This is a genomic window from Acidovorax sp. 107 (assembly GCF_003058055.1).
Taxonomy (GTDB): Bacteria; Pseudomonadota; Gammaproteobacteria; order Burkholderiales; family Burkholderiaceae_C; genus Acidovorax.
The window spans coordinates 672,151-685,091 of record NZ_QBTZ01000001.1; the positions used below are offsets into that span (position 1 = coordinate 672,151).

Genomic DNA, 12,941 nt, shown 5'->3' on the forward strand with positions numbered 1-12,941 from the left:
CATGACGCCAGAAGCGCCTGAGTTGTCCACGCACCCGGAGACCGCCCGCAAGGAGGTGTGGTCCAAGGCGGACCTGCTGGATGTGATCACCCGCAGCGCGGGCGCCACCATGGCCGTCATCGATCGCAGTCTGTCGATGATCTACGTGAACGACGAATACGCGCGCTGGTTTGACACCGTCCCCGAGGAACTGGTCGGAAAGACACTCGTGGAGGTTTATGGTGAGCAGGATTGCGCCCGCTTCATGCCGTTTGTGAACCGGGTGCTCAGTGGCGAGCGGGTGCAGTACCAGCGCATGCTGCGCACGCCCTACGGCTTTGATGAGTGGCGCACCATCTGCCTCACGCCCTGGCACAACCCGCAAGGCGCCATTGACGGCTTCATCACCACCGCGCTGGACGTGCATGAGCTGCAGGTCACGATGAATGCGCTGCGTGCCGCCAACCAGCGCCTGTCGTCCCACATGGAAAACAGCCCCCTGGCCGTGCTGGAGATGGACCACCAGCTGCAGCTGCTGCATTGCTCGCAGCGCGCGGTGCAGTTGCTGGGCTGGCTGCACGTGGCGGGGCTGGAGGGGCGGTTGCTGACCGAACTGTTGGCACCTGCCTCGATGGACGACAGCCTGCAGCAGGCGCTGCAGCGCCTGCAGGCGGGCCAGGAGTCCCAGAACCGTGCCGAGACCTGTTTTGTGCGCAGCGATGGCACGGAGGTGCACTGCGAGTGGTTCAACTCGGCGCTGACCGATGCGAACGGCCAGGTCACGTCCATCATGGCGCTGGTGCAGGACGTGTCGGCCAAGATCCAGATCGCGCGGCAGCAGCACTACCTGGCCAACCACGACTCGCTCACGGGGCTGCTCAACCGGGCCGCTTTCCAGGGGCGGCTGGAGCAGTCGCTGCTGCATGCACGGCACACCCAGGGGGCGGTGGCGCTGCTGTTCATTGACCTTGACGGGTTCAAGCACGTGAACGACGCCGAAGGCCACCGCGCGGGCGACGAGGTGCTGCGCATCGTGGCCCAGCGCATTGCCAGCACGGTACGTGCGGGCGACACCATGGCGCGGCTGGGGGGTGATGAGTTTCTGGTGATGCTGGACCGCGAGGTGACCCGCGAGGTGACGGACACCATCGGCCTGCGCATCATCGACGCCCTGCATCAGGGCATGACGGTGGGCGGGCGAGAGCTGCGCGTAGGCGCCAGCATCGGTGTGGCGGTGTACCCCCCACTGGAAGGAGACATCGACGCGCTGATGAACCGCGCCGACCAGGCCATGTACGCTGCCAAGCGCGCGGGCAAGGGCCGCCTGCATTACGCACAGACGGCCTGACCCCCTGGCCCTTCCTCTGCGCCCCCGCAGGGCAGGGACACAGCATCAAGGAATCACGGCAGTCGAATGCTCTGCTGGAAGTGGAAGAAGTTGCCAGGGTCGTAGGCCGCTTTGACCCGCTGCAGCTGCGGGTAGGCGGGCCCCCAGTAGGCCGAGGCAAAGTCCGCCAGCCGCGCATCCGGGTAGTTCTGGTACACATGGCCGTTCAGGAACGGGCGAACGAGCTGCGTGAAGCCGTCGAGCCAGGCCTCCATCTGGGCGCGCTCCTCAGGGTTGCGCCAGAACACATCCACCACCAGGTCTGCGTCCACATTGCGATGGACGAAGGCGCTGTCGTCCACCGGGTAGCGGTTGATGGCGCCGCCATAGGGCTCCAGATAGGCCAGCGACCAGGGGTTGGGCGAGGTCTTGAAGTAGTCGATGATGCGCTGCCAGTCGGCGGGCGACAGCCGGGTGTTGATGTAGCCGCTGGACTTGGTTTCGGCGATGCCGTCCGGCAGGTTGTCGGGCAGGGTGTAGGGGTGGTCTTCCAGCCACACGTTCATGTCGGGGTAGGTGCCGGTCTTGTCCACCAGCAGTTGCGCGCTGGGGATGGCCATCAGCGGTGCAATGGCCGCCAGCCCATCCTCGCGGCTCCCACAGAACATGCCCTGCACCATGTACACCGGCACACCGTTCTGGAAGCCCAGATTCATCATGTAGCCCAAGGCGTTGGGCGCACCGGTCTTCATGTAGCCCGCCTGCATCAGCGTGAGCACCTGGGCTGCGTGGACGGCATCCCAGCTGATGGCCCAGGCCCAGACCTGGTCCAGCCGCTGCATGCGGTAGGTCACCTGCAGCACCACGCCAAAGTTGCCGCCCGTGCCTCCGCGTAGGGCCCAGTAGAGGTCGGGATGCTCCTGCGCGCTGACGGAGATGACGGTGCCGTTGGCCAGTGCCACACGGAAGGAATCGACCAGGTCGCTCTGGATGCCGAACGCGCGCGAGGTGTAGCCGTAACCACCGCCTTGTACAAAGCCCCCCACGCACACGCTGCCACAGGCGCCCGTGGGTACGTGCCAGCCTGTGTGGTTCATGGCGCCATTGAAGTGGTCGAAGTCGGTGCCAGGCAGCACATGCACGCGCTCTCGCGCAGGGTCCAGCACCACGCCTTGCAGGTCGCTCAGGTCCACCACCATGCCGCTGTTGACCGAGTAGCCGGCCGTGCTGTGGCCGCCGCAGCGCACGGCCACCCACACGCCGTAGGTGCGGGCCACGGCCAGGCACTCCAGGACATCGTTTTCGCAGGCGCAAAAGACGATGATCTCCGGATACGACTGGAACGCCGGGTTCGACTCCTGCCGCGCTGCGTTGTAGTCGGGGCTGGTGGGCAGCACGATGCGCCCTACGATCCGCGCCTCCAGCGCAGCCACCGCCTCCCACGTGAGCACCGGTGCACTGGCCTGCGCGGCGTTCAACGCCGGCTGTTTTGCTGCCAAAGATAAAAAGTGTGCGACGCGTGCGTCTTTGGCGAGGCGGGCCGAACTTTTGCGATGGGCCATGGCGAGCGATCCTTCAGGAAGTTGCGAAGCCCCGGGTGTACCGGAGCTGGATCGCTTTGACCAGAGGGAAATGGCAGGCGTGTCTTTCAGGCCGCCGCTGCGCCGCTACCTCAGAATCGTGGAAACGATCTCAGGACGAGGACAGCGCGAGGTCGCCGGTGTTGCGCCGCAAGCAGAACTTGCCGCCCTGCTTGCCGCTGTACATGGCGGCGTCGGCCAGCTTGAGCAGGCCGATGGCGTCGGTGCTGTCGTGCGGGGCGATGGCATAGCCAATGGTCAGCCCGATCTCTACCTGCACGTTGTTCAGCGAAAACGGCGAGCGGAACGCATCCAGCAGTTTGTGCCCCAGCTCTTGCGCCTGTTGCATGCTCTGCAGCTGCCCGGCCATCACCACGAACTCGTCGCCGCCCAGGCGCGCCACCAGGTCGCTCTGGCGCACATGGCCTTGCAGGCGCCGGGTCACGGCCACCAGCAGCTCATCACCCACGTCGTGACCGTGCCGGTCGTTGACGGGCTTGAATCCGTCCAGGTCCATCACATACACCGCCAGCATTTTTTCTGTGCTGCAGCGCGACAGCGCAGAAGCCAGCGAGATGTTGAGCCCACGCCGGTTGGGCAGGCCGGTGAGTGGATCGGTGTGGGCCAGCGAGCGCATCACGTCACGCTCGCGGTTGGCGTCCAGCGCCTCCAGGCGCAGGGCCTTGGTGCGCAAGCCGAGCACGCGCATGAAGAGCAGCATGTCGAGCGTGGCGCCAAACTGGAAGGAGTGCAGGGTCCAGAAGTTCACCGGCACCCAGCCCCGGATCACACCGATGACCGTGGCAGTCGCCAGAAAGTACAGCAGCCAGGCGAGCAGCAAGGTGGAGCCGACCGGGTCCCCCAGCCTTGCGCGGCGTACTGCCCCCGGAATCCCCAGGAGCGCTGGCACCAGCCCCAGGATGCTGACGATGCCTGCCACTGCGCGGGTGCTGAGCAGGTCCAGTGCATACAGCGCGGCCAGCACCACGCACAGCACTGCGCCCCCACGCATGCTGCGCAGCAGCCAGTTGCGGGGGCGGTCTCCGGCCAGGGCCTGGCTGATGAAGAGAAAGGAGCCGCAGGTGGCCGTGAGCGCGGCCAGGCTGGCGGCATGCAGCTCCACCCAGGGCATGTCGCGCCACAGGTACTGCGTGCCCAGGCCAAACAGGTGCAGTGAAAACAGCAGGCTGCCCGCAATGAGCAGTGCGTACTGGATGAACAGCACGTCGCGCAGGTTGATCCATTGCGCCAGGCTGTAGATCAGCAGGCACAACGCCAGCCCGGTGAGGATGCCTTGCAGCATCTGCTCGTTCAGCGACTTGCTGTGCCAGGCGGTGGGCTTGTTCAGGGTGATGGGCAGCACCATTGCGCCCCGGGTCTCCACGCGCAGCAGCAGGTCGTAGGCGTGTCCGGGCAACATGGCCAGCGGCAGGGCGTGGGTGCGGCTGCGCAGCGGGCGCTGGGTGTAAGGCTGCAGGCTGCCCAGCGTGGTTTGCAAGGTCACATGGCCGTCCGAGATGAGGTACACCTCGATGCGTTGCAGCACGGGGTAGTCGATGTCCAGCACCCAGAGACCGTTGGACGTGGCGTGCACCGCGAGCGGAATGCGCACCCAGACTGGCTCGGCCCGCACGCCCAGGGTGCCGCTGGTGCCGGGAGGCGCCTCAAAGCGTGCCGCCGCGGCCAGCGCGTCGTCCACCAGCAGGGTGCCTGATGGATCCGGCAGCACGGTGACTGCGGGCCAGGCCTCGATCGAGGGCCGGTCATCCCGCAGGTCCAGCGGCGCTGCGCTGGCAAGGGAGGCCAGGGCGCTCACCAGCCAGAGCACCGCCAGCAGCAGGCCAGCGGTGTACCCCCGGCGGTTGGCAACGACCGGGGAGTGCATGGAGCCGCGGGGGCGCGCGTGGATCATGATGTCAGCGCCAGTTCGCCTGGGTTGCGGCGGAGGCAGTGTTTGCCGCCTTCCTTGCCGGCGTACATGGCAGCGTCTGCGAGCCGGACCAGGTGCTGCGCGTCGCCACTGTCCAGCGGAGCCAGCGCGTAGCCAATGGTCAGCCCGACCTGGATCGACCGCTGGCTCAGCCGGAAAGGTTTTTCAAACGCGTGCAGCAGGGCCCGCCCCAGCTCCTGGGCTTGTTCGGGGGTGGTCAGATCACGCGCCATGACGATGAACTCATCCCCTCCCAGTCGTGCCACCAGGTCGGTGTGCTGCCGCACATTGGCCTGCAGCCTTTGGCCCACGGCCACCAGCAGGTCGTCCCCTACATCGTGGCCATAGGTGTCGTTGACCGGCTTGAACCCGTCGAGGTCCATGAGGTAGAGGGCCACCAGGTGTTGGGGGTTGGCCTGCGCCAGCGCCGTTTGCAGGGCCATCTGCATGCCACGCCGGTTGCACAGTCCGGTGAGCGAGTCGGTGTAGGCCAGCGAGCGCATGGTGTCGCGCTCGCGCAGCGCTTCGGAGGCCGCATGGCGCAAGGCCGCGGAGCGTTGCCCGAGCACCCGCAGGAACAGCAGCATGTCTGCCGCAGCGCCGAGCTGGAAGGAGTGCAGCGTCCAGAAGTTGACCGGCAGCAGGCCTTGCACCAGGCACACCATGGCCACAGCCGCCGTGAAGTACGCCACCCAGGCCGCCAGCAGCGTGGTGCTGACCGAGTCCCCCTGGCGTGCCCGTGCTACGGCAATGGGCAGGCTGATGAGCGAGGGCAGGGGGCCCAGGATGCTGATGATGGCGGTGGTCGTCCGGGTGTTGATGAGGCCCAGCAGGAACGCTGCCAGCAGTACCAGACTCAGCACTGCGCCCGCCTGCATCACTCGCTGGAAGCGGCTGTGCGGCAGGTGACCCATCAACGCGTGGCCCATGAAGAGGAACGAGCCTGCAATGGCCAGCAGCCCGGCCGCTCCCGCTGCGTGGACTTCGATCCAGAGCCGGTCGCTCCAGAGAAACTGGGTGCCGACGCCAAAGAACTGCAGAGAGAACCCCGCACTGCCCACCACCAGCATGCAGTAGTAGAGGAACAGCTTTTCGCGCTGGCTCACCCATTGGGTGAAGCTGTAGACCACCAGGCACAGGGCCAGCCCGGCCAGCACCCCCTGGAACATCTGCTCGCGCAGCGAGCGGTGCACCAGGTAAGGCGCCTTGCTCAGGGTGATGGGCAGGATCATCGCGCCCGAGGTCTGCACCCGGATCAGCAATTCATAGGGCGTATCCGCCGCCAGATCCAGTGTCATCGCTGGTGTGCGGCCCCGCAATGGGCGCTCGGAGTAGGGCCGCAGGTTGCCCAGTGCGGCGTGCTGCACCACCCGGCCGCCGGTGGCCAGGTAAACATCCACCTCGTTGAGCACCGCAAAGTCGATGTTGACGATCCACTCGTTGCCTGATGGCACCCGGGACATCAGGGGCAGGCGCAGCCAGACGGCCTCCTTGCGCACGCCCAGGCTCCCGCCGCGGCTGGGGGGCTCGGCAAAATCCTGCAAGTGCCCCAGTACGTCCTGCACGCCCCATTGCAAAGAGGGGTCGGTCAGCAGCATGGCTGCCGACCAGACGTTCACCGGGCGGGCGTCGTCCGGCAGCATCAAGGGCTGCGGGTCCGCCGCCCGCGCCGTGGGCATGGCCAGCACCAGCATCAGCCCCAGGGCCAGTAACCAGAGCGCCCAGCGCCCCACCGTGCGCAGGGGGAAGGCCTGCACGCGCGGCGTAAAAGCCTGCTGGCGAGGGCGATGGAGCCTGGCTTGGGCCGCGCGGACGACGCGGGCCCACGGCTGCACGCACACGGGGTGTACAGGGCGTGGGGAGCGGCGGTGCATCGTTGTCACGCGAGCGCCGGCGTGGTGGTGGTGATGCGACGCACCGAGTGCTTGCCGCCTTGTTTGCCCGCGTACATCGCGGCGTCTGCGTGCCGCAGCAGACCCTGCGGATCGTCACTGTCGATGGGGGCCAGTGCGTACCCGATGGTCAGGCCCACCTGGATGCGCAGATGGCTCAGTGTGAAGGGATGCTCGAACGCCCGAAGGAGCGAGCGGCCCAGGTCCTCGGCCTGCTCGGGCGTGGCCAGGTCGCGGGCCATGATGATGAATTCATCGCCGCCGAGCCGGGCGACCAGGTCGGTCTGGTGTCGCACATTGGCCTGCAGGCGGTGGCCCACCGCCACCAGCAGGTCATCGCCCACATCGTGGCCGTGCGCGTCATTGACAGGCTTGAATCCGTCCAGATCCATGAGGTACACGGCCACCAGCCGCTGCGGCGAACAGTGGGCCAGCGCCGCATGCAGCGCATGCTGCAGGCCACGCCGGTTGCTCAGGCCCGTGAGCGGATCGGTATGGGCCAGCGAGTGCATCAGGTCGCGCTCGCGCATGGCCTCCTGGGCTTGCGCCTTCACGGCCCGGGCGCGCAGGCCCATCACACGAAAGAACAGCAGCATGTCTGCCGTGGCGCCAAGCTGGAACGAGTGCAGCGTCCAGAAGTTGGCCGGCACCCAGCCCTGCACCAGGCACACCATCACGCCCGCGGCCACACCGTAGGCAATCCAGGCCACCAGCAGGGTCGCGCCAATGGGGTCCTTTTGCCGCACCCGGGTGAGGGCCGCTGGCAGGCTGAAGAGGGATGGCAGCGGGGCCGCCAGGCTCAGGAAGGCGATGGCGATGGGCACGCTCAACCAGCCGATCACGACGGCGACGCAGACCACTGCCGTGATTGCGGCGCCCACGCGCATGGTGCGTGCATACCGGCTGCCCGGCGCGTTGCCCGCCAGGGTGTTGCCCAGGAAGAGGAACGAGCCGGCGAGCGCTATCAACCCTGCCGCCGGGCCCGAATACCGGTCCATCCACGGATTGCCAGGCCACAGGTACTGCGGGCCGATGCCGAAAAATTGCAGCGAGAAGCCTGCACTGCCGAGCACGACCAGCGCATAAAAGCCGAACATGGGGTCGCGCTGCGTCACCCACTGGATCAGGCTGTACGCCAGCAGGCAGAATGCCAGCCCGTTGAGCAAGCCCTGCAGCATCTGCTCGCCCAGGGCCTGGCGCATGTGATGCGGCATTTCGCTGACCGTGATGGGCAGGATCAGCGGCCCGGTGGCCTGCACCCGTATCAACAGGTCGTAAGGCTGCCCGGCCCGCAGGTCGAACACCATTGCGGGCGTGCGGCTGGATTGCTGCGTCTGCTCGGACGGGCTGGTGCGGATTTGCTGCAGCACCTTGCCGCCGCTGGCCAGGTACATCTCGGCCCTCAGCGAGCTGTAGCCGATATTGACCACCCACGGAGTGCGCGGCGTCTCGGGTGCGATAAGGGGAATGTGCAGCCAGATCGCTGCCTTGTGCAGCCCCAGCGAATTGCCGCGCCGGGTGGGCGCCTCGAACTCGTCCAGGCGGCCCAGCATGTCCTGCACCGTGAGCTCGGAGGTGGGGTCCGCCTTGAGCGTGATGGCCCCCCAGGCGTCCACTTGCGGCGTGTCTTGCGTGAGCACCAGGGGCTCGGCCGCGTGCACACCCCAAGGCAGGGCCAGGAGCGCCAGAAGACACAGCACAAAGCCTGCCACGCCGCAACGCGCGCGCCTGAGGCGGGCCAGCATCGGGAGGTTGCGCAGCGGTGGGTGCATCGGCGTGCGGGCAACGGCTAGGTGGCTTGCTGCGCTGTGCCCGACGGGGCAACCTGGCCAGGCTGTGTGGGCTGCGCCTTTGCGGCCAGGCCCAGGCTCCAGCTGCCAGAAGTGGTCAGCCGGTCCTCGATGCGGTTGAGCCAGCGGGGGGCATGGGGGTCGTCGCTCCAGCTGTGCACCACGGTGTCCACCTGGTTGAGCAGCTCGGTGGGCAGTTGCAGCGGGCGTGTCTGGCTCATCAATACCCGGCTCATGAAGTGGTAGCCCAGCGCCCGCGTGAGCATGCGCACAATCGAAAAACGCGGCAGCAGCAGCCCTACCACGGTGTCGATGGCACGCGCCAGCAGCAGCACGCCCCAGAACAGCAGGGCCGACAGCCAGGGCACTGGCTGGTTCAGCCCCAGGTCCTCCGCAGTCGCGCGGCCGCACAGGTAGCGGGTCATGAGCTGCGGGAAGGGCTTGACGATGCGCCACGGCAATGCCTTCGCCATGGTCTGCATCAGCGCCTGGCCCAGTGCAGGGCGCGGATCGGGTGTCACCGGCTCGGCGCGGCCGCGGGCCTGCATCAGCGCCATCAGTGCATCGCCCTGCGGCATGGTCTCCACCATCAGGGCGCGGTCAATGCCCAGGATGTGGCCCACCACGTTCCAGGCATGCAGGTAGGCCTCTTCGTCGCCGGGAGGCAGCCCGAGGCCCAGGCGGCGCAGGCTGCGCAGGAACACGTAGCCGAAGGTCAGCAGCGTGTAGGCCAGCTCCTCCTGGTTGCAAGGCAGGCCTTTGGCGGCGAGGTTCCAGCCGCGTGCGTACAGTGTCTGGTACATCACCGACCGGCCGCCACCCATGGGGGCCGCGCGCGGTGCCACTAGGCCGTCTCCGCCCGCCTGCCATTGCGCCATCGCATGTTCTGGGCTGCCATGCAGGATGAGGTTGCGCACGGTGGCGTGGATCAGCCGTACCTTGAGCACCTGCGCTACGCCCGCGCCCCGTGAACTGAGACCTCCGTGCAGCATCACCGGGAAGATCATGGCCGCCGTGGAGCGGATGCGGTACTCGGTGTTCTGCTCCAGCTGGCCGGTGGTGTGCAGCACGCTCGACAGGTCCGGCACCACATAGCACTCGGGCAGGCTGGCACAGAACAGCAGAATGCACGACAGCGCTCCGTGGTCCATGAAGAGCTTTTCGGCACGCTCTATCTTGCGGGCATCGGCCCAGGGCGGCAGCACCTGGGCGGTTTGCACATAGTGGTTCAGTGCCTCGGCCATCTCAGCGGTGACATACCCCTTGGCGGCCTGGTCGCCTTCGCCCACTTGTACCGGGCCTTCGGTCGCGTGCCAGCTGGCCAGCGTGGCGTTGTCCGTCCACTGGCTGAACAGCAGGTTCACCGTGTTGATGTGCGCCCATTGCGGGGCGTCGGCGGCCACGTCGGTGGCGGGCCAGGGCCCGAGGATCTTGGCAATCGTCTCGTCGGCCAGGAGGTCGGCGTGGTGTTGCATGGGGGCGAGGTCGGCGGTGGGCATGCGGGTGCTGAGGGGTTTGCTGCTCATGCCGCGACCTTACCCGGTGCGCGCCAGCGTTGGAAGCCCGCCAGCGCGCAGAGCAGCGGGATACCCATGGCGAAGGGTGCGATGGATCGGATTTCCACCGGGTTGCCCAGAATCATCTGGAACACCATGCCAGAGGCATAGATGGCCAGCGGCACCATCGCGTGCCGCCGCAGGAAGGGGCTGGCGGGTTGCGGTGCCAGCTGGCGGACTGACATGCGAAAGCTGAAGAGGATCACAAAGGCCACGAACACCCAGCCAAAAAAGCCCTGTACCGTTTCGCCAAACCAAGCGCCATCGGTCTTGGCCATGATCCAGGCCTTGAGGGTGTACACAAAGTAGGGGTCTGCGCCCAGATCGAACGCGGTCACGATCATGGCGGCCAGAAATGACAGCATGGCGGCATTGCCGAGGCCCGGCGCACCGTCCACCGCGGATTGCCAGACGATGAGGTTGCTGATCACGTAGCCCGCATACGTCAGCGCAAACCACATCATGGGGATGACCAGCGGCACGTCCAGCAGGCGCGGGCCCAGCACGTCGGTGTAGGTGTAGTGCCCAAAGAACCAGCCCCGGCTGGAGCCCATCTGCTCGGCAAACCAGCCCAGGCTGACCGCAATCGCCACAAACTGCAGCGCAGCGCGGGTGCCCAGCAAGTGCGCGGCACTGGCCCAGCAGCAGGCAAACATCAGCACCGAGGCGATGACGATGGCGATGGTCGTGTCGTTGTGGGTGCGTACCGCCGTTGCGATCACAAAGGCGGCCAGCAGGGCAAAGCTGAGCGCGGGTAGGCGCCCGGCCGTCGGGGGCGGTGCAGGCATGTCGGGTGTATCACGCTGTAACAATTTCGCGAGTGTAGGGGATTGGCGCGCGGGATGTGTCCCCTGTTTGCCCTGACACGGGGGCTCCGAACAACGTTTTTTTTGCGTGCTGCCGCCGGGTTTTGGTGGTAAGACGGTATGGGGCGAGCCGCGCGGGGCTGCGCCGTACCCCTTTCAGCGCCGGTCGGGCGTGAGCGTGGCGAGGTTGAGCAGCGCCGCCTCGATGGCGGCCGCAGTGGCCACCGGCTGCTCCATGGGAAACAGGTGGCTGCCGTCCAGCATCATGGTGCGGCCCTCGGTGATGCGCAGGGTCATGGCCATGCCGACCTGCTTCATCTCTTCGGAGTCGCGCCCGCCGATGAAGGCGGCGGGGCACTGCAGCGGGTGCTTGCTCAGCAGCCGGCCCAGGTTGTGGGGCAGGGTGTTGTAGATGGCGGTTTCCACCGCCCGGTCAAAGCCCAGCACCCGCTTGCCATCCTGATCCTGGAGCCCGTGGGTGATGTAATCCTGCAACACCTCGGGGTGCCAGCGTGCAAAGGCCTTCTTCTTGCGAAAGTGCTCCAGCGCTTCTTCGCTGCTGGCCCAGCTGAAGCGACGCTGGCGGCTGACGCGGCCCGGCGAGATCGAGCCCACCACCTGGGTGCGCTTGGCCACGCTGACCACGTTGGCCTTCCAGCCGCCAATGAGCGGCGAGTCGATCAGCAGCACGCCGCGCACCAGTTCAGGGTGGCGGGCGGCGGCCATCACGCTCAAAAACCCGCCCAGCGAATGCCCCACCAGGAATACCGGCTGGCCCAGGCGCTGCACCTGTACCGTCGCAAAGTCGGCCAGGTGCTGCACCAGGTGCGGCCAGTTGTTGGTGACGGGGTATTGCGGTTCGTGGCCATAGCGTTCGACCGCGCTGACCTCAAAACCCCGGCTCTTGAGGTGCTTGAACAGCACGCGGTAGGTGCTGGCCGGAAAGCTGTTGGCGTGCGAGAAAACGATGGGGAGCATGGAGGGCATGGCGGAGCGGCGGGGCCGGGGTGCAGGCGCGCACGCGGCCGGGTGCCGTCAGGTGCGCTGACCGAGGGGGCTTCAGATCAGCCGGTCGGTGTGGTTGGTGATCTTCTTGAGCGGCTTGCTGCGCGATGGGGTGACCATGATCGGCACCTCGGTGGCGCCGCCGCTCCAGGCGGGGTCTTCGATGCTGTCGAACACCTGGCGCAGCTTCTGGCCCCAGCTGTCGTGCAGCATGCGGAAATACGGGTTGTTCTCGTCGATGCAGATCACCTTGTCGGTGGCAAAGCGGTCTGCTTCGTACACCACCAGGTCCAGCGGCAGGCCCACCGACAGGTTGGACTTGAGCGTGCTGTCCATCGACACCAGCGCGCACTTGGCGGCCTCGTCCAGCGGGGTCTCGGGGGTCAGCACGCGGTCGAGCACGGGCTTGCCGTATTTGGATTCGCCCACCTGGAAGTATGGCGTCTCCGACGTCGCTTCGATGAAATTGCCCGCCGAGTACACCTGGAACAGGCGCATGCCTTCGCCCTTGATCTGGCCGCCAAACACCATGGACACATTGAAGTCCACGCCTGAGCGCTTGAGGGCAGCGCCGTCGCGCTCGTGCACGTGGCGCACGGCAGCACCCAGCACGCGGGCGGCGTCAAACATGCTCTTGGCGTTCCAGATGGTGATGGCCTCGCCCGACTCGCCGTCCTTGATCTGCTCGGTCTGCAAGATCTCGCGCACCGACTGCGAGATGGACAGGTTGCCCGCCGACAGCAGCACCATGAAGCGGTCGCCCGCCTTCTCATAGACCATCATCTTGCGAAACGAGCTGATCTGGTCCAGGCCGGCGTTGGTGCGGGAATCGGACAGGAAGACGAGTCCGGCGTTGAGTTTGATGGCGACGCAGTACGTCATGGAGCAATAGGGTGTATTGGAGGGAGGAAAGCGGCGAGTTTAGTCGCCTGCAGCCCTGGCGGCCTGTGCCCCATCTGGCAGCCAGGGGCCGCCGTGGGGTGTGGTGATATAAAAATGATAGCAATCAGTGCATGTGGCACTAGCGCTTGCTGCCCGTGGGGCTCAAAAATGGCCCGGCGGTATGCCCAGGGCCT

9 protein-coding genes are annotated in these 12,941 nt (G+C 66.6%); 1 reads left to right on the forward strand and 8 read right to left on the reverse strand.

Annotation, left to right across the window (positions count from 1 at the left end):
* Nucleotide 1: 1 nt before the first annotated feature.
* Nucleotides 2-1,327, forward strand: coding sequence for a diguanylate cyclase domain-containing protein (locus C8C99_RS03220; protein WP_108624942.1), 1,326 nt, complete (start codon nucleotides 2-4; stop codon nucleotides 1,325-1,327).
* A 53-nt stretch (nucleotides 1,328-1,380) separates the two neighbouring features.
* On the opposite strand, the gene C8C99_RS03225 is transcribed toward C8C99_RS03220, so the two are convergent.
* From C8C99_RS03225 to C8C99_RS03260, 8 genes are all read right to left on the reverse strand, one after another.
* Nucleotides 1,381-2,868 carry an FAD-binding oxidoreductase gene (locus C8C99_RS03225; protein WP_108624943.1) on the reverse strand — a complete coding sequence of 496 codons (1,488 nt, stop codon included), beginning with the start codon at nucleotides 2,866-2,868 and terminating at the stop codon, nucleotides 1,381-1,383.
* A gap of 130 nt (nucleotides 2,869-2,998) precedes the next feature.
* Complete coding sequence (locus C8C99_RS03230; protein ID WP_108624944.1) at nucleotides 2,999-4,798, reverse strand: diguanylate cyclase; 1,800 nt, start codon at nucleotides 4,796-4,798, stop codon at nucleotides 2,999-3,001.
* On the reverse strand, nucleotides 4,795-6,510 hold the full coding sequence (locus C8C99_RS03235; RefSeq protein WP_108627022.1) for a diguanylate cyclase: 1,716 nt from the start codon (nucleotides 6,508-6,510) through the stop codon (nucleotides 4,795-4,797). The genes C8C99_RS03230 and C8C99_RS03235 overlap by 4 nt, the downstream gene beginning before the upstream one ends.
* Nucleotides 6,511-6,695: 185 nt before the next feature.
* A complete protein-coding gene (locus tag C8C99_RS24345) occupies nucleotides 6,696-8,480 on the reverse strand; it encodes a diguanylate cyclase (protein WP_304529392.1) in 1,785 nt (594 codons plus the stop codon).
* Between the two features lie 17 nt (nucleotides 8,481-8,497).
* A complete protein-coding gene (locus C8C99_RS03245; protein WP_108624946.1) occupies nucleotides 8,498-10,024 on the reverse strand; it encodes an oxygenase MpaB family protein in 1,527 nt (508 codons plus the stop codon).
* On the reverse strand, nucleotides 10,021-10,842 hold the full coding sequence (locus C8C99_RS03250) for a carotenoid biosynthesis protein (protein ID WP_108624947.1): 822 nt from the start codon (nucleotides 10,840-10,842) through the stop codon (nucleotides 10,021-10,023). The genes C8C99_RS03245 and C8C99_RS03250 overlap by 4 nt, the downstream gene beginning before the upstream one ends.
* A 174-nt stretch (nucleotides 10,843-11,016) precedes the next feature.
* The gene (locus C8C99_RS03255) at nucleotides 11,017-11,838 is read right to left on the reverse strand and encodes an alpha/beta fold hydrolase (protein ID WP_108627023.1); all 822 of its coding nucleotides are present in this window, start codon (nucleotides 11,836-11,838) and stop codon (nucleotides 11,017-11,019) included.
* Nucleotides 11,839-11,919: 81 nt separating this feature from the next.
* A complete protein-coding gene (locus C8C99_RS03260; protein WP_056639359.1) occupies nucleotides 11,920-12,747 on the reverse strand; it encodes a proteasome-type protease in 828 nt (275 codons plus the stop codon).
* Between the last annotated feature and the right edge of the window lie 194 nt (nucleotides 12,748-12,941).

Bases quoted from the DNA above. Each gene is read 5' to 3' on its own strand.
- C8C99_RS03235 (WP_108627022.1), bottom strand. From the start codon at position 6,510: ATGCTGGTGCTGGCCATGCCCACGGCGCGGGCGGCGGACCCGCAGCCC.
- C8C99_RS03250 (WP_108624947.1), bottom strand. From the start codon at position 10,842: ATGCCTGCACCGCCCCCGACGGCCGGGCGCCTACCCGCGCTCAGCTTT.
- C8C99_RS03225 (WP_108624943.1), bottom strand. From the start codon at position 2,868: ATGGCCCATCGCAAAAGTTCGGCCCGCCTCGCCAAAGACGCACGCGTC.
- C8C99_RS03230 (WP_108624944.1), bottom strand. From the start codon at position 4,798: ATGATCCACGCGCGCCCCCGCGGCTCCATGCACTCCCCGGTCGTTGCC.
- C8C99_RS24345 (WP_304529392.1), bottom strand. From the start codon at position 8,480: ATGCACCCACCGCTGCGCAACCTCCCGATGCTGGCCCGCCTCAGGCGC.
- C8C99_RS03255 (WP_108627023.1), bottom strand. From the start codon at position 11,838: ATGCTCCCCATCGTTTTCTCGCACGCCAACAGCTTTCCGGCCAGCACC.
- C8C99_RS03260 (WP_056639359.1), bottom strand. From the start codon at position 12,747: ATGACGTACTGCGTCGCCATCAAACTCAACGCCGGACTCGTCTTCCTG.
- C8C99_RS03220 (WP_108624942.1), top strand. From the start codon at position 2: ATGACGCCAGAAGCGCCTGAGTTGTCCACGCACCCGGAGACCGCCCGC.
- C8C99_RS03245 (WP_108624946.1), bottom strand. From the start codon at position 10,024: ATGAGCAGCAAACCCCTCAGCACCCGCATGCCCACCGCCGACCTCGCC.